Source organism: Streptomyces sp. G7(2002) (assembly GCF_028870195.1).
In the GTDB taxonomy this organism is placed as follows: Bacteria; Actinomycetota; Actinomycetes; order Streptomycetales; family Streptomycetaceae; genus Streptomyces; species Streptomyces nigrescens.
In genome coordinates this window covers 5616711-5640524 of sequence record NZ_CP102609.1, presented here as the reverse complement: position 1 = coordinate 5640524, position 23814 = coordinate 5616711, and the positions used below count along the sequence as shown (strand labels likewise).

Sequence of the window (23814 nt, the reverse complement as noted above, 5' to 3'; positions counted from 1 at the left end):
GCCGCTGGGAGGCGCGTACGTCATGGCCATGATCGATCCGATCGGAGCGCTCACCGAGGCGTTCACCAGCTTCCTGTTCGGGAAGGTGGAGACGACCCGGCTGCCCGTACGCACCTCCACCGGCCAGGCCCAGGCGGTCTACCTGCCCACCGCGGCCCCCGGTCTCGGCGACTCCGGCGTGATCATCGGCCGTGAGGTCTACAGCGGCAAGGGATACATCTACGACCCGTTCCAGCTCTACGGACAGCAGCTGCCCGCCCCGCACTGGCTGGTCCTCGGCGAGTCCGGCAACGGCAAGTCGGCGCTGGAGAAGACCTACGTCCTGCGGCAGTTGAGGTTCCGGGACCGTCAGGTCGTGGTGCTGGACGCCCAGGGTGAGGACGGCGTCGGCGAGTGGAACCTCATCGCCCAGGAGCTGGGGATAACTCCCATCCGCCTGGACCCGACCGCCGCCCTCAACGGCGGGATCCGCCTCAACCCCCTCGACCCGTCGATCACCACCACCGGCCAGCTGGCCCTGCTGCGGACGATCATCGAGGTCGCGATGGGCCACGGCCTGGACGAACGCTCCGGCTTCGCCCTCAAGGTCGCGCACGCCTATGTGACCGAGACCATCACCCACCGGCAGCCCGTCCTGACCGACATCGTCGAGCAGCTGCGGCACCCGGAGGCGGAGTCCGCGGAGGCGATGAATGTCGACATAGACGACGTCCGGGCCTGGGGTCTGGACGTGGCGCTGGTGCTCGACCGGCTCGTCGACGGCGACCTGCGCGGCATGTTCGACGGCCCGACGACGGCGGGCATCGACCTCGACGCCCCGCTGATCGTCTTCGACCTGTCGCACATCGACCGCAACTCCATCGCGATGCCGATCCTGATGGCGATCGTCGGTGTCTGGCTGGAGCACACCTGGATCCGCCCCGACCGCAGGAAGCGCATCTTCCTGGTGGAAGAGGCCTGGCACATCATCAACTCCCCGTTCGTGGCGCAGCTCTTCCAGCGGCTGCTGAAGTTCGGCCGACGGCTCGGCCTGTCGTTCGTGGCCGTCGTGCACCACCTCAGCGACGTGGTCGACGGCGCCGCCGCACGGGAGGCCGCGGCGATCCTCAAGATGGCGTCGACCCGCACCATCTACGCCCAGAAAGCCGACGAGGCACGCGCCACCGGCCGGGTGCTCGGCCTGCCCCGGTGGGCCGTCGAGATCATCCCGACCCTCACCCCCGGCATCGCGGTCTGGGACGTCAACGGCAATGTCCAGGTCGTCAAACACCTCATCACCGAGGCCGAACGCCCGCTGGTCTTCACCGACCGGGCGATGACCGAGGCGTCCGCGATGAGCGAGGCTTCCGCGATGCCGACGGACGAGGCGCGCGCCGTCCAGGCGGCGGCGGACGCCGAGGCCGAGGCACGCGCCGAGGCCATGGCGATGGAGCGGCAGTGGAGAGACGAGTCGAGCGAGACGGTGGCGTGACCCGCGGATACGACGACGAACGAGGCGCCGGCCGGAGCCGGGGGCGCGGCGTCCCCGACTCCCTGCTGGTCGGACTGCTCGCCTTCCTGCTGGGCCTGACCGTGCTGGTGTGGACGGCGACCGGACTGGCCGGCCTGTTCGCCCACGGCGCCTGGCCCGCGGGCGTCACCTACTCCGGTACGCCAATGGCGCTGCGTCATCTGGTCTCCGCACCGCACGACATGGCCGCCGCCTGGCCCGGCACCCCCAAGGGCCAGCTCTCCGGTTACGGCCTCTTCTGGGGCATCCTCATCGGCGAGCTGATGGTGCTGCTGGTCCTGGTGATCTTCACGCTGGGGACGGTCACCCGCTACCGCGCCGTACGGGCGGCCCGCCGCGCGAAGGCCAAGGAGGCCCGGGAGACCCGTCTGGCGGACCAGGAGGAACGGGAGGCGGAACGGGCGGCGCGCCAGGCCCGGGAAGCGCGAGAGGCCCGGGAGGCGGTCCGGAGGACCGTCCCCGCCGCCCAGGAGCCCGCCGCCCAGGAGCCCGCCGCCCCCACCGAGGACGCCCCGGCCACACCCGCCACCCCGGTCGCCCCCGCCCCGCCGCCCCTCGACACCGTGGCCGCCGGCCCCGTCCCGGAGCAGCGCACCGCTCCCCCGCTCACACCCGCCACCGACGCCGCCACCGAACCCGCCCTCCCCCGCGTCCAGTTCACCACCGACCGCACCGCCGCCCTCGCGGCATCCGTCGCCACCGCGGCCGCCGCTCCGGGCCCGCTGATCGTCGCCACGACGGACCCCGGCGTCTGGGCCGAGACCAAGGACGCCCGCGCCAAACTCGGCCCGCTGCTGACCTACGACCCGACGCACCGCCTCGACACCCCGGCCCGGCTGCGCTGGTCCCCGACCTCCGGCTGTACGGACCTCGCCACCGCCACCGACCGCGCCGCCGCCCTGCTGGCCCCGGTACGCCCGGCCGCCGCCCTGGACTCGGCGGTCGCGGACGCCGCCCAGACCCTGCTGCGCTGCTGGCTGCACGCCGCCGCGGTGGACGGCCGCCCGTTCCGCCAGCTGCACCGCTGGGCGCACGCCACCGGCGCCGCCCAGGAACCCGTACGCATCCTGCGCACCAGCCCCAAGGCCTCGGCCGGCCAGGCCGGCGAGCTGGAGTCGGTGCTCACGGCACATCCCGAACGCCGGGAAGCCGCCCAGGCGTTGATCGGCCGGGCGCTGACCGCCCTCTCCTCCATCCACATCCGGGATGCCTGCACCCCGCTTCGAGCAGATTCGGTCCTCCTCGAATCATTTCTCGATGAAGGGGGAACGCTTTACCTGGTAGGCGAGCCCATCGAGGATCCGCGTACCGACCCGGGTGCGATGCCCCTGCTCACCGCACTCCTCTCAAGCGTGGTCGAGCACGGCCGCCGCATGGCCGAACGGTCATCTGACGGTCGGCTCGACCCACCACTCACCCTCGTCCTGGACGACATCGCGGCCCTCGCCCCGCTGCCCGCCCTCCCCGGCCTCCTCGAAACGGGCCGTGCCCGCGGCCTGCTGACCCTGGCGACCATGCGCTCCCAGGAACAGGCCCGCGCCCGCTGGCCCCACCACTCCCTACGGGTCTGACCCCTGGCGGCCGGGCGTTCCCACGGCACCCGAGGGTGCGGAGGAGCGACCGCCACCGGGGCGATCCGCAGCCGGAACGATCCACCCCTGGGACGATCCGCAGCCTGACGCCCTCCGGGATGGGTACGACACACCCTCCCGGCCCAGCGCCCCGCCCGCCCCGCGCCGCCCTCAGTCCCGCAGCAACTGCACGGCGCACCGCACCAATTGCTCATCCATGGCAGCCGACCGGCACCCGGCGATCCCCGACCGCAGCAGCGCCGCCCCCTCCACCAGCGCCACAAAGGTCTCCGCCCGCGCCCGGCACAGCTCGGCCGGCCAGTCCGGCCGCCCGTACCGCACGAACGCCTCCACCTGCGCGACGTACTTCCGGTAGAACTCCCGGACCACCGCGGCAATCTCCGCATCGCGCGCCGCCAGCGCCCAGACCTCGACATAGAGCCGCACCAGCTGCGGATCCTCCTGCTCGGCGAGGACCACCGCCACCACCTCGTCCGCGTCGGCAGCCCCCGCCGGACCCTCCAGGGCCGACGGGTCATCACGCACCGTCCGCAGCCCGGTCGTCGCCGCCAGCCGCTCCAGCGAACGGTCCAGCGCCCGCTCCAGCACCGCCTTGATCAGCTCGGCCCGGGTCGGGAAGTAGTGCTGCAGATGCCCGACCCGCACCCCGGCCTCCCCGGCGATGGCCCGCAGCGAGGCATCCGCCCCGTTGGCCACCAGCACGGTCTCCGCCGCGTCCAGCAGACTCGTCCGCCGCACACTCCCCTGCCGCGTGAGCGCCGCCCCCTTCCCGGCACCCGGCCCCTTCTTCTTCTCTTCCTCCGTCATGCCACCTCCACCTTCACGCCCGCCTTCTCCAGAGCGGCGAGGACGTCCTGCGGCGCCGGCGTCATCTCCGGAAAGGCCACACCACGCGGCACCGGGGCACCGTCCTCGCCCAGCACCCTACGAAGCCCCAACAGCCCGCCGACCGCCGTCAGATGCGCCTGCCCGGCCGGATCACTCACCGTCGCCGTACGCCGCTCCCCACTCCGCCCCCGCACATCGATCCGCACCAGCGCGCTCCCGCCCTCACCCGGCGCATACAGCATCGACCGCCGCACCGATGTGAACCGGTCCCCGCGCCCCCACCGGAAGAATCCGGTCCGCCTGACCGCCAACAGCGCGGACGTCGACGCGTTGGCGCTGAACCCGATCCGTGTGACGGCCGTGTCGACCCCCAGCACCAGCGGCAGCGTGAATTGCTCCGGCGTATCGATCCGCGCCACCTTGGTCCGATGCCCGCCGATCACCACCTGACCCGCACCACTGAGCGGCATGACCATCCGCCGCCGCCCGCCCTCGGTCACCTCGTAATCGAGACCGAGCCGGTCCATGAACTCCACCGAGTCGGCGCCCGCCCGGTCCTTGAGGTCGTACCGGATGGCGATCTCCACGCCCGAGGCACCACCCAGCTCAGCCGCCAGCGCCGCCGCCACCAGCCCCGTCACCCCGCCCATCCAGCTGGACGACAACAGCACCGGAGCCCTCGGCGGCGCCACGGCCGCGACTGCGGTGGCCCGCTGCACCCGCGCCGTCCACCGCGTGAGGTCCACGTACGGGACACCACCCCGGATCGCCGCCAACAGCACCCGGTCATCGGGGTCGTTCACCGTGCTGATCACGGCCCGCACCTTCGCCGAGAAGGGCTCCGGATCACCCAGATCCCAGCGCCGCACCTCCGCACCGACTTCCTCGGCGAGCGCCCGCCCGCGCTCCGGAGTCCGCCCGGTGAGCAACAAGGGCCAGCCGGCGCCCGCAAGCCGGCTCAACTCCCCACCGACGGTCCCATAGCCGCCCACCACCAGCACCGGCCCTGTCACATCTAACTGGATGTCATCGTTCACACCGAGAAATCTAGGTCACGTGACCTAGAAGCACAACGGCCCCAGACCCCACAACGCAAAAATGCCTCGTTCCCCGAGTCGAAACTCGGGGAACGAGGCATTATCAAAATTTGTTCGGCGGCGTCCTACTCTCCCACAGGGTCCCCCCTGCAGTACCATCGGCGCTGAAAGGCTTAGCTTCCGGGTTCGGAATGTAACCGGGCGTTTCCCTAACGCAATGACCACCGAAACACTATGAAGTTAACCAACCCGGCAAAAACACAGGTCGTTACTTCAGAACCTACACAGTGGACGCGAGCAACTGAGGACAAGCCCTCGGCCTATTAGTACCAGTCAACTCCACCCGTTACCGGGCTTCCATATCTGGCCTATCAACCCAGTCGTCTACTGGGAGCCTTAACCCCTCAAAGGGGGTGGGAGTCCTCATCTCGAAGCAGGCTTCCCGCTTAGATGCTTTCAGCGGTTATCCTTTCCGAACGTAGCCAACCAGCCATGCCCTTGGCAGGACAACTGGCACACCAGAGGTTCGTCCGTCCCGGTCCTCTCGTACTAGGGACAGCCCTTCTCAAGACTCCTACGCGCACAGCGGATAGGGACCGAACTGTCTCACGACGTTCTAAACCCAGCTCGCGTACCGCTTTAATGGGCGAACAGCCCAACCCTTGGGACCGACTCCAGCCCCAGGATGCGACGAGCCGACATCGAGGTGCCAAACCATCCCGTCGATATGGACTCTTGGGGAAGATCAGCCTGTTATCCCCGGGGTACCTTTTATCCGTTGAGCGACGGCGCTTCCACAAGCCACCGCCGGATCACTAGTCCCTACTTTCGTACCTGCTCGACCCGTCAGTCTCACAGTCAAGCTCCCTTGTGCACTTACACTCAACACCTGATTGCCAACCAGGCTGAGGGAACCTTTGGGCGCCTCCGTTACTCTTTAGGAGGCAACCGCCCCAGTTAAACTACCCACCAGACACTGTCCCTGATCCGGATCACGGACCCAGGTTAGACATCCAGCACGACCAGAGTGGTATTTCAACAATGACTCCACAACCACTGGCGTGGCCGCTTCAAAGTCTCCCACCTATCCTACACAAGCCGAACCGAACACCAATATCAAGCTATAGTAAAGGTCCCGGGGTCTTTCCGTCCTGCTGCGCGAAACGAGCATCTTTACTCGTAATGCAATTTCACCGGGCCTATGGTTGAGACAGTCGAGAAGTCGTTACGCCATTCGTGCAGGTCGGAACTTACCCGACAAGGAATTTCGCTACCTTAGGATGGTTATAGTTACCACCGCCGTTTACTGGCGCTTAAGTTCTCAGCTTCGCCAACCCGAAAGTTGACTAACCGGTCCCCTTAACGTTCCAGCACCGGGCAGGCGTCAGTCCGTATACATCGCCTTACGGCTTCGCACGGACCTGTGTTTTTAGTAAACAGTCGCTTCTCGCTGGTCTCTGCGGCCACCACCAGCTCAGAGTGCAAGACTCATCACCAGCAATGGCCCCCCTTCTCCCGAAGTTACGGGGGCATTTTGCCGAGTTCCTTAACCATAGTTCACCCGAACGCCTCGGTATTCTCTACCTGACCACCTGAGTCGGTTTAGGGTACGGGCCGCCATGAAACTCGCTAGAGGCTTTTCTCGACAGCATAGGATCATCCACTTCACCACAATCGGCTCGGCATCAGGTCTCACCCTCAAGTCATCCGGATTTGCCTAGATGACGGGCTACACCCTTACCCCGGGACAACCACCGCCCGGGCTGGACTACCTTCCTGCGTCACCCCATCGCTTACCTACTACCACCTTGGATCGGCGGCTCCACCACGTCCCTTTGTCCGAAGACTCCAGGCCGGCTTCACGGCCTTAGCATTAATGGATTCGATATTGGGCGTTTCAAAGCGGGTACCGGAATATCAACCGGTTGTCCATCGACTACGCCTGTCGGCCTCGCCTTAGGTCCCGACTTACCCTGGGCAGATCAGCTTGACCCAGGAACCCTTAGTCAATCGGCGCACACGTTTCCCACGTGTGTATCGCTACTCATGCCTGCATTCTCACTCGTGAACCGTCCACAACTCGTTTCCACGGCTGCTTCACCCGGCACACGACGCTCCCCTACCCATCACAGCCTCCGTTAGGAGTATTACTGCAATGACACGACTTCGGCGGTGTGCTTGAGCCCCGCTACATTGTCGGCGCGGAATCACTTGACCAGTGAGCTATTACGCACTCTTTCAAGGATGGCTGCTTCTAAGCCAACCTCCTGGTTGTCTCTGCGACTCCACATCCTTTCCCACTTAGCACACGCTTAGGGGCCTTAGTCGATGCTCTGGGCTGTTTCCCTCTCGACCATGGAGCTTATCCCCCACAGTCTCACTGCCGCGCTCTCACTTACCGGCATTCGGAGTTTGGCTAAGGTCAGTAACCCGGTAGGGCCCATCGCCTATCCAGTGCTCTACCTCCGGCAAGAAACACACGACGCTGCACCTAAATGCATTTCGGGGAGAACCAGCTATCACGGAGTTTGATTGGCCTTTCACCCCTAACCACAGGTCATCCCCCAGGTTTTCAACCCTGGTGGGTTCGGTCCTCCACGAAGTCTTACCTCCGCTTCAACCTGCCCATGGCTAGATCACTCCGCTTCGGGTCTTGGGCACGCTACTCAACGCCCTATTCGGACTCGCTTTCGCTACGGCTTCCCCACACGGGTTAACCTCGCAACATACCGCAAACTCGCAGGCTCATTCTTCAAAAGGCACGCAGTCACGACGCAGAGACAAGTCTCTGCGCGACGCTCCCACGGCTTGTAGGCACACGGTTTCAGGTACTATTTCACTCCGCTCCCGCGGTACTTTTCACCATTCCCTCACGGTACTATCCGCTATCGGTCACCAGGGAATATTTAGGCTTAACGGGTGGTCCCGCCAGATTCACACGGGATTTCTCGGGCCCCGTGCTACTTGGGTGGTTCTCAAGCAAGCCGTTGATGTTTCAGCTACGGGGGTCTTACCCTCTACGCCGGACCTTTCGCATGTCCTTCGCCTACACCAACGGTTTCTGACTTGCCTCACAGCCGGCAGACTGCAAAAGAGAACTCCCACAACCCCAACCACGCAACCCCTGCCGGGTATCACACGTGACTGGTTTGGCCTCATCCGGTTTCGCTCGCCACTACTCCCGGAATCACGGTTGTTTTCTCTTCCTGCGGGTACTGAGATGTTTCACTTCCCCGCGTTCCCTCCACACTGCCTATGTGTTCAGCAGCGGGTGACAGCCCATGACGACTGCCGGGTTTCCCCATTCGGACACCCCCGGATCAAAGCTCGGTTGACAGCTCCCCGGGGCCTATCGTGGCCTCCCACGTCCTTCATCGGTTCCTGGTGCCAAGGCATCCACCGTGCGCCCTTAAAAACTTGGCCACAGATGCTCGCGTCCACTGTGCAGTTCTCAAGCAACGACCAGCCACCCACCACCCCAACCCGAAGGCTGAGTTCACTGGGGCCGGCATCGCGAAGGTCCAGACTCACAGTCCGTACCCTCAGATACCCAACAGCGCGCCCGGCCCACTCCATCAATCCCCACGTTCCACGCCGAAGCAGTACTAGTGACAACCAATCAAGTGCGCCGAATAGTCAACGTTCCACCCATGAGCTAACCACCGTCGAACATTTGCCGACGTAGTGGCTCTGGATCTCTTGCGAGATCTAGATGCTCCTTAGAAAGGAGGTGATCCAGCCGCACCTTCCGGTACGGCTACCTTGTTACGACTTCGTCCCAATCGCCAGTCCCACCTTCGACGATTCCCTCCCACAAGGGGTTGGGCCACCGGCTTCGGGTGTTACCGACTTTCGTGACGTGACGGGCGGTGTGTACAAGGCCCGGGAACGTATTCACCGCAGCAATGCTGATCTGCGATTACTAGCAACTCCGACTTCATGGGGTCGAGTTGCAGACCCCAATCCGAACTGAGACCGGCTTTTTGAGATTCGCTCCACCTCGCGGTATCGCAGCTCATTGTACCGGCCATTGTAGCACGTGTGCAGCCCAAGACATAAGGGGCATGATGACTTGACGTCGTCCCCACCTTCCTCCGAGTTGACCCCGGCAGTCTCCTGTGAGTCCCCATCACCCCGAAGGGCATGCTGGCAACACAGAACAAGGGTTGCGCTCGTTGCGGGACTTAACCCAACATCTCACGACACGAGCTGACGACAGCCATGCACCACCTGTACACCGACCACAAGGGGGACCCTGTCTCCAGGGTTTTCCGGTGTATGTCAAGCCTTGGTAAGGTTCTTCGCGTTGCGTCGAATTAAGCCACATGCTCCGCTGCTTGTGCGGGCCCCCGTCAATTCCTTTGAGTTTTAGCCTTGCGGCCGTACTCCCCAGGCGGGGAACTTAATGCGTTAGCTGCGGCACGGACGACGTGGAATGTCGCCCACACCTAGTTCCCAACGTTTACGGCGTGGACTACCAGGGTATCTAATCCTGTTCGCTCCCCACGCTTTCGCTCCTCAGCGTCAGTATCGGCCCAGAGATCCGCCTTCGCCACCGGTGTTCCTCCTGATATCTGCGCATTTCACCGCTACACCAGGAATTCCGATCTCCCCTACCGAACTCTAGCCTGCCCGTATCGAATGCAGACCCGGGGTTAAGCCCCGGGCTTTCACATCCGACGTGACAAGCCGCCTACGAGCTCTTTACGCCCAATAATTCCGGACAACGCTTGCGCCCTACGTATTACCGCGGCTGCTGGCACGTAGTTAGCCGGCGCTTCTTCTGCAGGTACCGTCACTTTCGCTTCTTCCCTGCTGAAAGAGGTTTACAACCCGAAGGCCGTCATCCCTCACGCGGCGTCGCTGCATCAGGCTTTCGCCCATTGTGCAATATTCCCCACTGCTGCCTCCCGTAGGAGTCTGGGCCGTGTCTCAGTCCCAGTGTGGCCGGTCGCCCTCTCAGGCCGGCTACCCGTCGTCGCCTTGGTAGGCCATCACCCCACCAACAAGCTGATAGGCCGCGGGCTCATCCTTCACCGCCGGAGCTTTCCACCACCAGACCATGCGGTCGGTAGTCGTATCCGGTATTAGACCCCGTTTCCAGGGCTTGTCCCAGAGTGAAGGGCAGATTGCCCACGTGTTACTCACCCGTTCGCCACTAATCCCCTCCCGAAGGAGGTTCATCGTTCGACTTGCATGTGTTAAGCACGCCGCCAGCGTTCGTCCTGAGCCAGGATCAAACTCTCCGTGAATGTTTACCCGTAATCGGGTCAACACACACGAGAGCGGAACGAGTGGGCGGAATAAGCCCTCTCGTTCACAGCGTCCTCGCTGTGTGTGCCACCCCGACCGCATGGGCCGTGGTGGGCTTTTCAAAGGAACCTCATCCTCCGGAGTGTTTCCGGTGGACGGGGTATCAACATATCTGGCGTTGACTTTTGGCACGCTGTTGAGTTCTCAAGGAACGGACGCTTCCTTTGTGCCTGTTTCACCAGGCTCTCCGGGCGCTTCCCTTCGGTCTTGCGTTTCCGACTCTATCAGATCCTTGCGGGCCCGATTTTCGCCGGTGCGTTTCCGCCTTTCGGCTTCTTCGCGTTTCCAACCGTACCAGATCCGTTTCCGTCTCTGGCCCCCTGTTGGAGCGGGGTTGGCCGCTTCGCTTTCGCTTTTCGACCTTTCCGACTCTATCAGATCCGTTTCGTTCCGTTGCCGGTCCGAATTCGTTTCCGAATCCCCGTCGAAGGGGGTTCTGCCGGGGTGCGGCTATTCAAGCTGCCGCGCCTTTCGGCGTGATCACTACTTTAGCGGGATTCCTCGTTGACGCATAATCACGTCGCGGTCCGAATTCCGGCATGCCGAAATTGTTCCCGATGAGGGGCCGTGCAGTAGTGGTGTGCCGCGAAGCGGCGGGATGGCTGCCCGGCGCCTGTCGGCCCCGCGGCAACTCGGAGGACACTACACGAGGGGGTGGGGTTGTTCAAACCCGTGCCTGGCATGGGTCATCGGGGTACTTTGGGGGACATGACTACGCATGCGCTCGTACAGCAGTGGTGGCCCGCCTGACGGCGGCCGCCCAGCAGCGCATGCAGGACCACGGCCGCCGCTTCGGCGGCCGTTTGCGTATCTCCCTCTCGTAGCCGGCCGGTGAGGTCGGCGGTCTCGACGCGCACTCCATGGAGGAGTGCAGGAGAGAAGGACGGACGAGATGGCGATGACGGCGGGCGCGGGGACGCGGATTTTCAGCGGGGTGCAGCCGACGGGGCATCTGACGCTGGGGAACTACCTCGGGGCGGTGCGGCGGTGGGCCGAGGTGGACCAGCACCGGGCGGAGGCGCTGTTCTGTGTGGTGGATCTGCATGCGCTGACCGTGGAGCACGATCCGGCGCGGTTGCGGCGGGTCAGTCGGCAGGCGGCGACGCTGTTGCTGGCCGCGGGGCTGGATCCGGAGCTCTGCACGGTGTTTGTGCAGAGTCACGTGGAGGAGCATCTGCGGCTGTCGTATCTGATGGAGTGCACGGCCTCCGACGGGGAGATGCGGCGCATGATCCAGTACAAGGAGAAGGCCGCGCGTGAGCAGGCGCGCGGGGGGAGTGTGCGGCTGTCGCTGCTGACGTATCCGGCGCTGATGGCGGCGGACATCCTGGCGTACGGGACACATGAGGTGCCGGTCGGGGAGGACCAGGCGCAGCATGTGGAGCTGACGCGGGATCTGGCGGTGCGGTTCAACCAGCGGTATGGGGCGACGTTCGTGGTGCCGAAGGCAACGCATCCTGTGGTGGCGGCGCGGGTGAGGGATCTGCAGGAGCCGACGTCGAAGATGGGGAAGTCGCATGCCCGGACGGCGGGGGTCGTCTATTTGCTGGATGAGCCGGAAGTGGTGCGGAAGAAAGTGCTGCGGGCGGTGACGGATGCGGGGCGGGATGTCGCCTATGAGCCGGAGCAGCGGCCGGGGGTGGCGAATCTGCTGAATGTGCTGGCGGCGTGTACGGGGGGCGATCCGCGGCGGCTGGCCGAGGAGTACGACTCGTACGGCGCGCTGAAGAAGGATGTGGCGGAGGCCGTGGTGGAGATGTTGCGGCCGGTGCGGGAGCGGCATGCGGAGCTGGCCGCCGATCCGTCGTCTGTGGATGCGGTGCTGCGGCGGGGTGCGGAGCGGGCGCGTTCCCTGGCCAGGCCGCGGGTGGATGCGGCGTTCGAGGCGGTGGGGCTGCTGCCCGCGGGGTGAGGTGCCGGTGGTCCGGTCCGGGGGCGTGGCGGTCGGCGCGCCCCCGGGGCCGGTCCTCGGTCAGCCGTTGCCGGAGGCCAGTTCGCGGCTGCGGTCGCGGGCGGCCTCCAGGGCGGCGATGAGGGCGGCGCGTACGCCGTGGTTCTCGAGTTCGCGGATGGCGTTGATGGTGGTGCCGGCCGGGGAGGTGACGTTCTCGCGGAGCTTGACGGGGTGTTCGCCGCTGTCGCGGAGCATCACGGCGGCGCCGATGGCGGCCTGGACGATGAGGTCGTGGGCCTTGTCGCGGGGCAGGCCGAGGAGGATGCCGGCGTCGGTCATGGCCTCGACGAGGAAGTAGAAGTAGGCCGGGCCGGAGCCGGAGAGCGCGGTGCAGGCGTCCTGCTGGGACTCCGGGACGCGGAGGGTCTTGCCGACGCCGGAGAAGATCTCCTCGGCGCGGGTGAGGTGTGTGCCGTTGGCGTGGCTGCCGGCGGAGATGACGGACATCGCCTCGTCGACGAGGGCGGGGGTGTTCGTCATGACCCGGACGACGGGGGTGCCGGCGGCCAGGCGCTCCTCGAAGTACGAGGTGGGGATGCCGGCGGCGCCGCTGATGACCAGGCGGTCGGCGGGGACGTGCGGGGCCAGCTCCCGCAGGAGGGTGCCCATGTCCTGGGGCTTGACGGTGAGGATGAGGGTGTCGGCGGACTTGGCGGCCTCGGCGTTGCTGACCGCTTCGACGCCGTAGCGCTCATGGAGCTGTGCGGCGCGTTCCGGGCGGCGGGCGGTGACCAGGAGGTCGGAGGGTGCCCAGCCGCCTCGGATCATTCCGCTGAGCAGGGCTTCGCCGATTTTTCCGGTGCCGAGTACTGCGACCTTCTGGGTCATCGTGCGGGTTCACCTTTCCGCTGCGCTGGGCTTTTCCCGGCCATCCTCGCACCGTGGGGGTTCCGCTTCGGGTTCGGCTGCCCCGCCGTGGGCGGCGTACGGCGTCACTTCGTACGGCGGCGGAGGGTGGCGGCGCCGAGGGCGAGGACGAGGAGGGCGCAGGCGGTGACGATGACCGTGTCGCGGACGAAGTCGCCGGTGATGTCGGGGTGTGCGAGGACCTCGTTCATTCCGTCGACGGCGTAGGACATCGGGAGGGCGGCGGAGAGTGCCTCCAGGGCCGGCTGCATGGTGTCGCGCGGGGTGAACAGGCCGCAGAGCAGCAGTTGGGGCATCAGGACGGCGGGCATGAACTGGACGGCCTGGAATTCGGAGGCGGCGAAGGCCGAGACGAACAGGCCGAGGGCGGTGCCGAGGAGGGCGTCGAGGACGGCCACCAGGAGGAGCAGCCAGGGGGAGCCGGTGACGTCGAGGCCGAGGAGCCAGAGGGACAGGCCGGTGGCGAGGGCGGACTGCACGATGGCGAGCAGGCCGAAGGCGAGGGCATAGCCGCTGATCAGTTCGGCCTTGCCGAGGGGCATGGCGAGCAGGCGTTCCAGGGTGCCCGAGGTGCGTTCGCGGAGGGTGGCGATGGAGGTCACCAGGAACATCGTGATCATCGGGAAGATGCCGAGGAGGGAGGCGCCGATGCTGTCGAACGTCTCCGGGCGGGCGTCGAAGACATAGCGGAGCAGGGCGATCATCACGCACGGGACGACGAGCATCAGCGCGATGGTGCGGGGGTCGTGGCGCAGCTGGCGCAGGACCCGGGCGGCGGTGGCCAGGGTGCGGGACGGGGAGAAGGGCGCGGGGGTGGGGTGCGGTGCGCCCTCGGTCTCCGGTGCGCCCACGGCCTGTGGTGCGCCTTCGGTCTCTGGTGCGCCCTCGTTGTGCGGGGCGCCGTCGGTGTGCGGTGTGGTGGTCATCGCGCCGGCTCCTGGGGAGTGGTGGGGCGCGCCGGTTCCGGTGGCCGGGTGGCCGCCGCCGCGGCCTCGTCGACCAGATGGAGGAAGGCGGCCTCGACGGTGTCGGAGCCGGTGCGGTCACGGAGAGCGTCGGGGGTGTCGCCACCGAACTCCGTCGTCGAGGTGCCCCCGGCGAGCAGGCGGCCCTCGCGCAGCAGGAGCAGCCGGTGGCAGCGCTCGGCCTCGTCCATGACGTGTGAGGAGACGAGGAGGGTGGTGCCGCGGTCGGCGGCGAGGGTGTGGAAGAGGTGCCACAGGTCGCGGCGGAGGACGGGGTCCAGACCGACGGTGGGCTCGTCGAGGACGAGGAGTTGCGGGGCGCCGAGCAGGGCGACCGCGAGGGAGACCCGGCTGCGCTGGCCGCCGGAGAGATTGCCGGCGAGGGCGCCGGCGTGGCGGGTGAGGTCGACGTCCTCGATGGCACGGGTGACGCTCTCGCGGCGGCGGCCGCGGGCGGACCGGCCGGGGTGCAGGACGGCGGCGAAGTAGTCGAGGTTCTGGCGGACGGTGAGGTCGTCGTATACGGACGGGTCCTGGGTGACATAGCCGATGCGGGCGCGCAGCCGGGGGTCGCCCGCGGGGTGGCCGAGGACGTCGAGGGTGCCGGTGACCTTGGCCTGGGTGCCGGCGATGGCGCGCATGAGGGTGGATTTGCCGCAGCCGGAGGGGCCGAGCAGACCGGTGACCCGGCCGCGGGGCACGTCGAAGGCGAGGGCGTCGAGGACGGTGCGGCCGCCCCGGACGACGGTGAGACCGCGGGCGTGGACAGCGGGGTCACGGCCACAATTCATCATGCGATGAATAATCCTCCCGGCGGCGCGGGGACGTCAAGGCCGATGACGAGGCGGGTGGCCGGAAGGAAGCGCACGGGCGGGCGGTTGGGCCATTGGGGTGGTGATCCGGCCAGGCGTGGTGCAGAAGGGGCGCATGGTGGGGATCTACGCGCACCGGCGGGCGCCGTAGTGAAAAGATCCGGCCGTTCTTGGTCGATAACTCCGCGTTTACAGGGTGGTTACAAACCGACTTGCGGTCCTGCGCGCCCGCTTGGACACAATGGGATGACCTGTCCAGCCGCGCCGGAAGGGGCGACGATGGCGAAGATCCGGGTTCGCGGCCTCGGCCGGCTCCTGTTGATCGTCATGGCCGTCCTGCTGGCCTTGCCCATGGGCGCGGATGGTGTGTACGGAGAGCGCGCGACGGCCGCCCCGGCCTCGACCGGCGCCGGCCGTACCGGTTCCCCGGGCACCGCGCCCTGGGCGTCGGACCCCGCCGAGAATGAGGAATCCGGCAGCGACCGCTGCCCACCGCGCCGCGACGGGCGGTCCACGGCCTCGGTGTCCGCGCCGACGCCACCGTTCACCACCGTCTCGACCACCGCACCGGTACGGACCGAGGGCGGGCCGCGCCTGACCGCCCCGCTGACCGGCCGGCGTGCCGTACCCGTGTCGAGATCCGGTGAACTGCCGGTCCAGCACCTCGTCTTCCGCTGCTGAGCGCTCAGAGCTGCCCCCAAGGGCCTCCCCCGGCCCGCGCATCCGACGGATCCAGCCGTCATTTCCCCATGGCGCGCACCGCGCGGCAGTGCGTGGCAGCCGGCGATCGCAGACACCAGTGCAGACGATCGCCGGCCGGCTGCCCGTACCGCCCCGCGTCCGCTCGTGCGTATCCGTGCGTACTTGTGCGCCACCGCATCTCGCACTCGCTGGAGGCATCCCCATGCGTAGGTTCCGTATTGCCCGACAACATCTGTCCCGGCCCTCCATACCGTCACGGGAAACGCTGTCGGTCTGGCGCGCCGATTTCACCTCCTCGCTGGTCGTCTTTCTCGTCGCCGTCCCGTTGTGTGTCGGGGTGGCCGTCGCCTCCGGGGTTCCGGCCGAACTCGGGCTGGTCACCGGAATCGTCGGCGGGTTGCTCACCGGGTTACTTCCCGGCAGCAGTCTGCAGGTCAGCGGTCCGGCCGCCGGGCTGACCGTGCTCGTCTACGAGGCCGTGCAGGAGTACGGGCTCGGCACGCTGGGTGCGCTGGTGCTGATCGCCGGGGCGCTGCAGCTGGTCATGGGGGCGCTCCGGCTGGGGCGCTGGTTCCGGGCCATCTCCGTGGCGGTCGTCCAGGGGATGCTCGCGGGCATCGGGCTGGTTCTGATCGCCGGGCAGTTGTACGCCCTGGTGGACGCCCGTCCGCCGGGCAACGGGCCGGCGAATCTGGGCGGGCTGCCGGACCTCGCGATGGACACCATCGGATCCGACACGGCGCTGGCGGCACTGGCCGTCGGCGCGGGAACCATCGCGCTGCTGGTGCTGTGGCCGAAGTGGCAGCGGGCGGCGCGGGTGCTGCCGGCGCCGCTGGTGGCGGTGGCCCTGGCGACGGTCGCGGTGTTCGTGCTCGACATGCCGGTGGCCCGGGTCGAAGTGGCGGGCCTGCTGGAAGTGATTCAGCCGCCGGGCGGCGCGGACTTCGCGCGGCTGACGGAGGCGGGGGCGGTGGCCGGTGCGCTGGGCACGGTGCTGGCGTTCACCCTGATCGCGTCGGCGGAGTCGCTGTTCAGCGCGGCCGCGGTGGACCGGCTGCACGACGGGCCGAAGACCGATTACGACAAGGAGCTGATGGCGCAGGGCGCCGGCAACACGGTCTGCGGGCTGCTCGGCGCGCTGCCGATGACCGCGGTGATCGTCCGCAGCGCCGCGAATGTGCACGCCGGGGCGCGGACGAAGGCCTCGCGGGTGCTGCACGGGGTGTGGCTGCTGGTCTTCGCGGCGGCGTTCCCGGCGGCGCTGGGCGTGGTGCCGCTCGCGGCGCTGGCGGGCGTACTGGTGCATGCGGGCGTCAAGTTGCTCCCAGTGAAGCAGTGGCGTCCGCTGTGGCGGGAGCACCGGGGTGAGGCCGTGGTGCTCGCCGCGACGGCGGTGGCGATCGTGGCCACCAACATGTTCGAGGGGGTACTGCTCGGGCTGCTGATGGCGGTCGCCAAGTCGGCGTGGGAGACCTCGCACGTCCACCTGGAGATCGTGGGGCTGGACGAGCCCGCGGGCCACGGTGAACCGGCCGTTCTGGGGCCCCGTCGCCCCATCCGCGTACGGGCCCTCGGCAATGCCACCTTCCTCCGGCTGCCCAAGCTGCTCGACCAGTTGGAGGCGTTGCCCAAGGACCGTGAGGTCCAGCTGGACCTGACCGGGCTGCGGCATCTCGACCATGCCTGCGCGGCCGCGCTCGGGGCCTGGGAGGAGCAGCGCCGCGGCCCCGGCGGGACCGCCCGGCAGGAAGCCCCGTCCGTCGCCCCGTAGGACACCTGTGTGAAAAGGGCCGGTGTGGGGACGGAAATGACCGTAAGGTCGGGACGCTGATGTCCGCGGACCCCGGGAGTGCTGTGAACCGCCGGCCTATTCGCAGTTGCGGTGCGACCGCCGCCCTCTCCGTCGCCCTGCTGCTCTCCTCGTGCACCAGCAGTGGTGCACGAGGGGTGGCGGGCAGCGGCGGAGTGGGCGATCCGCTGTTCCCGGCGCTCGGCAACGGCGGCTACCAGGTGCGCCATTACGGGCTCGACCTCGACTACGACATCAAGAGGCGGCATCTGGACGCGACCGCCGAGATCACCGCCGAGGCCACGGCGGATCTGCGGTCCTTCCAGCTCGACCTGCAGGGGCTGCGGGTGACGGACGTCCAGGTCGACGGCGAGGACGCGGAGTTCTCCCGTAAGGGACACAAGGTGATCGTGCGGCCGGAGGAGTCACTCAGGAAGGGCGCGGAGTTCCGTACCCGCGTCGACTACGAGGGCACACCGCAGGAGTTGAAGGACCCGGACAAGTCGACCGAGGGCTGGGTCAAGACCCGCGACGGGGCGTTCGTCGTCGGTCAGCCGGCCGGTTCCATGACCTGGTTCCCCGGCAACAACCACCCCCGGGACAAGGCCACCTACGACTTCACCCTCACCGTGCCGAAGGGCTACACCGCCGTCGCCAACGGGGAGTTGAGGTCGGAGCGGACCGCCAAGGGACGCACCACCTTCCGGTGGCACAACGGCCGGCCGATGGCCAGCTATCTCGCGACGGCCACCATCGGCAGGTTCGAGGTCCACACCTCCCGTACGCCCGAGGGGCTGCCGCTGTATGTGGCGGTGGACCCGGCGGAGGCCAAGGCCAGCAAGGGGCCGCTGGAGAAGCTGCCCGAGATCGTGAAGTGGGAGAGCAAGCTCTTCGGGCCCTACCCCTTCTCCTCCGCGGGCGCGATCGTCGACGACACCCCGAAACGGATCGACTGGCTCGCCCTGGAGTCCCAGACCAAGCCGGTCTACGCGGGGGCGCCGGACACCGCCACCGTCGTGCACGAGATGGCCCACCAGTGGTTCGGTGACTCGGTGACGCCGAAGACCTGGGCGGACACCTGGCTCAACGAGAGCTTCGCGACCTACGCCGAGTGGCTGTGGGAGGAGCGCGAGGGCGGCAAGACCCCGCAGGAGCAGTTCGACGCGCTCTACGACGACACCAAGGACCCGAAGCGCTGGGCCTTCCCGCCGGGCAAACCGGGCAAGGCGAAGAACGTGACCGGCACCCCCGTCTACGAGCGGGGCGCGATGCTCCTCCAGGAGCTGCGCAACGCCGTCGGCGACAAGGCCTTCTTCACGATCCTGCGCGAATGGCCCACCGAGTACCGCTACCGCAACGCCGATGCGCAGGACTTCATCGACTTCTGCCAGGAGCACACGGACGAGGACCTGGAGCCGCTGTTCAAGAAGTGGCTGTACGAGAAGGGGAAGCCGGAGCGGGAGGACTGAGGGGGCGGTGAGCGGGCCGGGGCCGGTTACGCGGGCCGGCCCCTGGACGTCCGTACTACCGTCCCGCCTAGCCGATCCCCGGGATCAGCGGGATGACGCCCGGGCGGCGGGCCGCGAGACGCAGGACGCGGACGGCGTTGCGGACCACCTGTTCCTTGACCCGGGCGGCCGGGCGGCCCGTCAGTACCCGTTCGCGCGGGCTGTCGTCGGCCCGTACCGACTGGATCAGGGCGTCGTGCCGGCCCAGGCTCACGCACTGCACGAAGAAGCCGTACGACAGCGGCCGGGGCGCGGCGCCGCGCAGCTCGGCGGCGATCGCGCCGGCGACGTGCGAGCCCGTGGGCAGCGCGGTGGCGCAGGCCATCCGCAGGGCGCCGGCGCGGGGCGTACGGGCCGCGGCCGCATCGCCCGCGGCATAGATGTCGGGGTGGCTGACCGAGCGGAGCATCGCGTCGACCCGGAGCCTGCCGGTGACCGGGTCGGTGACCAGACCCGCGTCGTGGGCGAGACCACCGGTGGCCCTCAGGGACCCGGCCCACAGCACGGCGTCGGCATCGACACCGTCCGCGTCGGCGATCTGGTGCCCCTCCTCGACGCGGACGCCCAGCCGGTCGAGGACGGTACGGACATGGGCCCGGCCGCGGACCGACAGCCCGCCGCCGATCTCGCCGCCGGTGAGCAGCCGGACCTGCCATGCGGGGTGGGACTCGGCGATCTCGGTGGCCATCTCGATGCCGGTCAGCCCGCCGCCGACCACGGTCAGCGCACCCGGGCCGTCCAGCAGCCGCTTGTGGAGGGCGGCGGCGCTCTCAGCGGTGAAGGCCCTCTCTCCGATGCCGCGCGGGTCGGTGTGGCTGCCCAGCGCGTAGACGAGCCGGTCGTAGAGGAGGGTACGGCCGCTGTCGGTGTGCACGGCGCGGGCGTCCGGGTCGAGGGAGGTGGCGCGGGCGGCAAGATGCTCGATGCCGGTGCCGTGCAGCATCCGGGCCCGGGAGTGGCTCACCTCGGGGCGGCCGGCGGCCAGTTCGTGCAGGCGGACGCGCTCGGTGAACCGGTCGCCGGGGTCGACCAGGGTCACCTGCGCGTACGGGGCGAGCCGGAGTGCGGCCATCGTCCCCGCGTAGCCGCCGCCGAGGACCACGACCCGCCCCCGTGCCGTGCGCCCTCGGGTGCCCCCTCGCTTCGCCACGCTCGTCATGCTGCCTCCTGTGGTCGGTCCGGGGCGCCGCGGTGGGTGGGCGGCGCCGTGAGGGGGACGATGTGGGGTGGTGGAGTGTGACATCGGGGTTGGCGGTGGGGGTGGTCGGTGGGGGTGGTCGGTGGCCCGTCGGCGGGACCCCGGGGCTGCGGGCGGTCGGCGACCGGTTGGCGACTGATTGGCGACCGGCCGGATCACAGCCGGTCGAGGTCCAGGTGGGCGAGCTTGTCGGGGTTGGTGACGGCGTCCACCTCCGTGATCTGCCCGGCGTGGACGGTGAAGGCGAACACCCCGGACTGCTCGCCCGCCGGGTCGACGAAGACCAGCCCGGTGGCGCCGTTGACCTCCGCCAACGCCACCCGCAGCCCCTCCCGTTGGGCGCCACGCGTGACCAGGCCCTGCACGAAGCGGGCCACCTTCTCGCGGCCCAGCACCGGCCGGCGTGCGGCGGACACCTTGCCGCCGCCGTCCGAACGCCAGATGACCTCGGGGTCGAGGACGGACAGCAGCGCCTCGAAATCGCCCCCCATGACGGCCGAGAGGAAGGCCTCGACGGTGCGGCGGTGCTCGGCCCGGTCGACGGTGCGGCGCGGCGCCTCGGCCCGTACGCGCTTGCGGGCGCGGGAGGCCAACTGCCGTACGGAATCCGGGGTGCGGCCGACCGCCTCGGCGATCTCCGGGAAGGGGACCGAGAAGACGTCATGGAGGATGAAGGCGGTGCGTTCGGCCGGGGTGAGCCGTTCCAATACGGTCAGCAGCGCCATCCCGACCGATTCGTCGAGGGTGACCCGGTCCTCGGGGCCGCCCGGGCCCTCGGGGACCGCGCCGCCCAGGGGCAGCGGACCGCCGGTGCCGTGGAGCAGCGGCTCCGGCAGCCAGGGCCCGACGTAGGTCTCACGGCGGGCGCGGGCCGAGCCGAGCAGGTCGTAGCAGATGCGGCTGACGACGGTGGTGAGGTAGCCGCGCGGGCTGGCCACGGTCTGCTCGCCCGGTAGCGCCTGCCAGCGCAGCCAGGCCTCTTGGACGGCGTCATCGGCGTCGGTGACCGTGCCCATGATCCGGTAGGCGATGGCCCACAGCCGTCCGCGCTGCTCCTCGAACTGCGCGAGCCGGTCCCCGGCCGGGCCGTCCGCCACTCGTCCGGGCACACCCGCACCCGTCCCCGTCTCCGTCCCCGCCTTCTGCTCCTGCTCCGTCATCGTCCGCTCCCCTGCTGTCCGTTCCCGTCGGCGCGGCCGTCACCGCACGTACGGCTTCCCGCGTCGGCCCTGCACCCCTTAGGACGGGGCGGGTGGCCGGAGTGTGACAGTCAGGTTGAGCGCGTAGGCCTCCTCGACGATGCCGTCCGGGAAGACGTCGTGCAGGGCGGCCCGCTCGGCGGCGAGGACGGGGGCGGCGGCAGCCGGGCCGATGGCGGAGAAGTACGAGCGGCTGCCCAGCATCGCGAGGTGGGTGTCGAGGGGGACGCGCCGGGTCCAGTGCAGGACCCGGGAGACGGGGCGCAGGCCGAGTCCGAGGCCGCGGATCAGGTCAGCGGCCTCCGGCGCAACGCTGTGGCTGTGGTAGTCCGGCAGGCGGCGGGCGATCCTGGCCTCCTGTGCGGCGGCCCAATTGACGTCCGGGTCGGGGATGTTCCACCACAGGGCGAGCGTCCCGCCGGGACGCAGCACCCTCAGCGCCTCCGGGACGGAGCGGGCCGGGTCGGTCCAGTGCCAGGCCTGTGCGTAGCCGACGAGGTCGAAGCCCGCGTCGTCACGGAACGGCAGCGCGTCGCCGAGGGCGCGGACGAGGGGAATGGCGGGGTGGGCGGTGCGCAGCTCGGTGGCCATGGCGGCGCCCGGCTCCACGGCGGTGACCCGCGCACCGCGCTCGGCCAGCAGCTTGGTCGCGATACCGGTGCCTGCCCCGACGTCCAGCACCCGCGCCCCCGCCAGCGGTTGCCCGGCCAACTCCTCGATCGCGTCGAAGAGCGCCGGTGGGTAGCCGGGCCGGGCGGCGGCGTACTGGGCGGCCACCGCGTCGAAGGCTCGCGCGAGGGTGGCGTGGCGTGGTGGCGTCGCCGACTGCAACGGCTGTGGTGCCAGGGGGAGTTGCTCCTGCTCGGATGGCTGCGGCATACGAGCCATCCTGCCTGGCGGCGAGGGGAGGGTGGGCGGTTTTGCGGGTTGGGGGTGGGGGGTGCCGCGTGGGCCTGGGCTGGTTGAGGCGGTGCGGGTTTGCCGTGGGCTGGCGCCGGTTCGCCTACGGGTTGTGGGTGGGGGGCCGGAGGGGACGCCCGGTAACCCGTCCTCGGCGCGGGCGACGCGGGTCCCAGAGGTTCTTCACCCCGTTGTTCGCTCCGGGTCCTGCGGGCGGCTCACCGGACATCCCCTCCGACCGCCGTACGTGCGCGGCTGACCCGCCATACCGATCACCGTCACGACCAATCCGCGGCACCCCTTGGCAGGACCTGGCCATTCCACCCGCAGATTGGGCGCGGCCGAGGTGAGGGCCGTAACGGACGGTGTCACCGGCCGGCAGTCGGCGACGCTGGACGGTTGGAGGGGATGTACCGGTGCCCGCCCGCAGGACTGGAGCGAACGCCGGGGTACTCAATCGCACGTAGCCGCGTCGCCCGCGCCGAGGACGGGTACCGGTGCGTCCCCTCCGACCCCCGCGGCAACCACACACCCCGCAAAACACCAGCCCCCACCAGCCCGCAGAAGTCAGGCAACGGATCGGCCGCGCCACGCAGGGGCGCGGGGAACTGCGCGACCAGCCACAACCGCACCCGCAGACAAACAACGCCCCCGCAAAGCCCCGCCTCAGCGCCGCCTCTTCGGCCTGGGCTTTCTCGCGGCGGGGTTGCCGGTGCGGTTGCTGCGGCGGCGCTCATGGCGTTCGCGGGCCGCCGCGTACTCGGTGCGGCATAGCTTCTCCCCGGGTGCCTCGATAAGGCTTCGGCAGAAGTAGGCGAGCAGCGAACCGATGAAGCCGATGAACATCAAGCTCTGCGCGGACTTGTCGGCCGCACTCTCGGCGGCCGGGTCACGGCGGCGGACGAAGCCGTCCCAGGTGCGACGGAAGGCCAGGGCACTGCAGATGGCGAAACCGGCGACGACGAGGACGCCGACGAACGGGCCGACGTCGGCGATCTCCAGGCCCTGGAACGCGAAGCGCAGCACGGCCGCACCGGCCGCGGCCAGCGCGAGCGAGCCCACCGCGACGCCGGCCCGGCGCAGACCGTAGCCGCCGTCGTGGTGGAGCCAGGTGGTGCCGAAGAACCGGATGGCCTCCGGCTCGGGACCGCCGGACGCGGTGCCGCCGGGCTCCGGGCTCGCCGAGGGCCGCTGCTCATCGCTCATGGCACCGATTATCCCCGGCGGGCCCGGTCACCCGGCGACCTGTGGTCCCGGGGTGCCCCGCGCCTGGCCGTCGTCCACGGCCCCGCGGCGCGCTCCGTGCCTCAGCTCGTGCAGCGCTGCGCGACCATGCCGCTGCTGCCGGTGCGGACGTAGGTGTCGGAGATGTACTGGCCGGGCGCGATGTTGTCCCAGATGTCCGAGGTGCCGTACGGGCCGCTGACCTTCTCGCCGTACTGCTGGCAGCGGATCTGGATGGTCGCGCCCTCGGCGAGCTGCCGAACGACCGGGTAGTCGGTGCCGGGTCCCTTGCGGACCTTGACGCGGTAGCCGGGCGCGACGGGATAGGTGAGACCGCCCGCCGCGGCGGCGAGCGTCTGGCCGTCGGCCGCTTCCACGGCGCCCTGATGGTCCTGTGTGGTCATTTCGCGTTCCCC

16 protein-coding genes and 3 rRNA genes are annotated in these 23814 nt (G+C 68.7%); 6 read left to right on the top strand and 13 right to left on the bottom strand.

Going from position 1 to position 23814, the window contains the following annotated elements; all coding sequences use genetic code 11:
• The first annotated feature begins 28 nt into the window (after positions 1-28).
• Together NUT86_RS23920 and NUT86_RS23915 are read left to right on the top strand one after the other, a co-directional pair.
• Entirely contained in the window at positions 29-1471 is a 1443-nt protein-coding gene (locus NUT86_RS23920) for an ATP-binding protein (RefSeq protein WP_026170323.1), read from the top strand.
• Positions 1468-3081 carry a type VI secretion protein gene (locus NUT86_RS23915; RefSeq protein WP_274740600.1) on the top strand — a complete coding sequence of 538 codons (1614 nt, stop codon included), beginning with the start codon at positions 1468-1470 and terminating at the stop codon, positions 3079-3081. The genes NUT86_RS23920 and NUT86_RS23915 overlap by 4 nt, the downstream gene beginning before the upstream one ends.
• Before the next feature lie 171 nt (positions 3082-3252).
• On the opposite strand, the gene NUT86_RS23910 is transcribed toward NUT86_RS23915, so the two are convergent.
• From NUT86_RS23910 to NUT86_RS23890, 5 genes are all read right to left on the bottom strand, one after another.
• Complete coding sequence (locus NUT86_RS23910; protein ID WP_274737499.1) at positions 3253-3909, bottom strand: TetR/AcrR family transcriptional regulator; 657 nt, start codon at positions 3907-3909, stop codon at positions 3253-3255.
• Positions 3906-4967, bottom strand: a complete 1062-nt coding sequence (locus NUT86_RS23905) for a saccharopine dehydrogenase (protein WP_274737498.1) — start codon at positions 4965-4967, stop codon at positions 3906-3908. Before NUT86_RS23905 ends, NUT86_RS23910 begins: the two co-directional genes overlap by 4 nt.
• A 112-nt stretch (positions 4968-5079) precedes the next feature.
• Positions 5080-5196: ribosomal RNA gene (rrf, locus tag NUT86_RS23900) — 5S ribosomal RNA — on the bottom strand.
• A 74-nt stretch (positions 5197-5270) separates the two neighbouring features.
• A 23S ribosomal RNA gene (locus NUT86_RS23895) occupies positions 5271-8390 on the bottom strand.
• Between the two features lie 300 nt (positions 8391-8690).
• Positions 8691-10219: ribosomal RNA gene (locus NUT86_RS23890) — 16S ribosomal RNA — on the bottom strand.
• Together the 16S, 23S and 5S rRNA genes form the textbook arrangement of a ribosomal RNA operon.
• A 953-nt stretch (positions 10220-11172) precedes the next feature.
• Between NUT86_RS23890 and trpS the strand changes: the two genes are divergently transcribed.
• Complete coding sequence (gene trpS / locus NUT86_RS23885; RefSeq protein WP_026170243.1) at positions 11173-12192, top strand: tryptophan--tRNA ligase; 1020 nt, start codon at positions 11173-11175, stop codon at positions 12190-12192.
• Between the two features lie 60 nt (positions 12193-12252).
• Here trpS and proC read toward each other — a convergent pair whose 3' ends face one another.
• The 3 genes from proC to NUT86_RS23870 form a co-directional block, all read right to left on the bottom strand.
• Positions 12253-13062, bottom strand: a complete 810-nt coding sequence (gene proC / locus NUT86_RS23880; RefSeq protein WP_018093026.1) for a pyrroline-5-carboxylate reductase — start codon at positions 13060-13062, stop codon at positions 12253-12255.
• Positions 13063-13166: 104 nt separating this feature from the next.
• Entirely contained in the window at positions 13167-14027 is an 861-nt protein-coding gene (locus tag NUT86_RS23875; RefSeq protein ID WP_274737497.1) for an ABC transporter permease, read from the bottom strand.
• Positions 14024-14860, bottom strand: coding sequence for an ABC transporter ATP-binding protein (locus NUT86_RS23870; protein ID WP_274737496.1), 837 nt, complete (start codon positions 14858-14860; stop codon positions 14024-14026). Before NUT86_RS23870 ends, NUT86_RS23875 begins: the two co-directional genes overlap by 4 nt.
• A gap of 297 nt (positions 14861-15157) precedes the next feature.
• Here NUT86_RS23870 and NUT86_RS23865 point away from each other — a divergent pair, with 297 nt between their 5' ends.
• From NUT86_RS23865 to NUT86_RS23855, 3 genes are all read left to right on the top strand, one after another.
• A complete protein-coding gene (locus NUT86_RS23865) occupies positions 15158-15559 on the top strand; it encodes a hypothetical protein (RefSeq protein ID WP_018093023.1) in 402 nt (133 codons plus the stop codon).
• A 223-nt stretch (positions 15560-15782) separates the two neighbouring features.
• Positions 15783-17351 (top strand): SulP family inorganic anion transporter, encoded by a 1569-nt coding sequence (locus NUT86_RS23860; protein WP_018093022.1) that lies wholly within the window; start codon positions 15783-15785, stop codon positions 17349-17351.
• Positions 17352-17434: 83 nt separating this feature from the next.
• Positions 17435-18838 carry a M1 family metallopeptidase gene (locus NUT86_RS23855; RefSeq protein WP_274737495.1) on the top strand — a complete coding sequence of 468 codons (1404 nt, stop codon included), beginning with the start codon at positions 17435-17437 and terminating at the stop codon, positions 18836-18838.
• Positions 18839-18905: 67 nt separating this feature from the next.
• Here NUT86_RS23855 and NUT86_RS23850 read toward each other — a convergent pair whose 3' ends face one another.
• From NUT86_RS23850 to NUT86_RS23830, 5 genes are all read right to left on the bottom strand, one after another.
• Positions 18906-20036 carry an NAD(P)/FAD-dependent oxidoreductase gene (locus NUT86_RS23850; protein ID WP_159486877.1) on the bottom strand — a complete coding sequence of 377 codons (1131 nt, stop codon included), beginning with the start codon at positions 20034-20036 and terminating at the stop codon, positions 18906-18908.
• A gap of 194 nt (positions 20037-20230) precedes the next feature.
• Positions 20231-21235, bottom strand: coding sequence for an RNA polymerase sigma factor SigJ (sigJ, locus tag NUT86_RS23845; protein WP_229838053.1), 1005 nt, complete (start codon positions 21233-21235; stop codon positions 20231-20233).
• A gap of 78 nt (positions 21236-21313) precedes the next feature.
• Positions 21314-22153 carry a class I SAM-dependent methyltransferase gene (locus NUT86_RS23840; RefSeq protein ID WP_274737494.1) on the bottom strand — a complete coding sequence of 280 codons (840 nt, stop codon included), beginning with the start codon at positions 22151-22153 and terminating at the stop codon, positions 21314-21316.
• Between the two features lie 687 nt (positions 22154-22840).
• Entirely contained in the window at positions 22841-23380 is a 540-nt protein-coding gene (locus NUT86_RS23835) for a hypothetical protein (RefSeq protein ID WP_274737493.1), read from the bottom strand.
• Positions 23381-23481: 101 nt separating this feature from the next.
• Positions 23482-23802: a peptidase gene (locus tag NUT86_RS23830; RefSeq protein ID WP_266450528.1), complete on the bottom strand. Its 321-nt coding sequence runs from the start codon at positions 23800-23802 to the stop codon at positions 23482-23484.
• Between the last annotated feature and the right edge of the window lie 12 nt (positions 23803-23814).

Excerpts from the sequence above, each read along its gene's own strand:
- NUT86_RS23920 (WP_026170323.1), top strand. The coding sequence starts at position 29 with ATGATCGATCCGATCGGAGCGCTCACCGAGGCGTTCACCAGCTTCCTG.
- NUT86_RS23910 (WP_274737499.1), bottom strand. The coding sequence starts at position 3,909 with ATGACGGAGGAAGAGAAGAAGAAGGGGCCGGGTGCCGGGAAGGGGGCG.
- trpS (WP_026170243.1), top strand. The coding sequence starts at position 11,173 with ATGGCGATGACGGCGGGCGCGGGGACGCGGATTTTCAGCGGGGTGCAG.
- proC (WP_018093026.1), bottom strand. The coding sequence starts at position 13,062 with ATGACCCAGAAGGTCGCAGTACTCGGCACCGGAAAAATCGGCGAAGCC.
- NUT86_RS23875 (WP_274737497.1), bottom strand. The coding sequence starts at position 14,027 with ATGACCACCACACCGCACACCGACGGCGCCCCGCACAACGAGGGCGCA.
- NUT86_RS23870 (WP_274737496.1), bottom strand. The coding sequence starts at position 14,860 with ATGATGAATTGTGGCCGTGACCCCGCTGTCCACGCCCGCGGTCTCACC.
- NUT86_RS23865 (WP_018093023.1), top strand. The coding sequence starts at position 15,158 with ATGGCGAAGATCCGGGTTCGCGGCCTCGGCCGGCTCCTGTTGATCGTC.
- NUT86_RS23860 (WP_018093022.1), top strand. The coding sequence starts at position 15,783 with ATGCGTAGGTTCCGTATTGCCCGACAACATCTGTCCCGGCCCTCCATA.
- NUT86_RS23850 (WP_159486877.1), bottom strand. The coding sequence starts at position 20,036 with ATGACGAGCGTGGCGAAGCGAGGGGGCACCCGAGGGCGCACGGCACGG.
- sigJ (WP_229838053.1), bottom strand. The coding sequence starts at position 21,235 with ATGACGGAGCAGGAGCAGAAGGCGGGGACGGAGACGGGGACGGGTGCG.
- NUT86_RS23840 (WP_274737494.1), bottom strand. The coding sequence starts at position 22,153 with ATGCCGCAGCCATCCGAGCAGGAGCAACTCCCCCTGGCACCACAGCCG.
- NUT86_RS23835 (WP_274737493.1), bottom strand. The coding sequence starts at position 23,380 with ATGAGCGATGAGCAGCGGCCCTCGGCGAGCCCGGAGCCCGGCGGCACC.
- NUT86_RS23830 (WP_266450528.1), bottom strand. The coding sequence starts at position 23,802 with ATGACCACACAGGACCATCAGGGCGCCGTGGAAGCGGCCGACGGCCAG.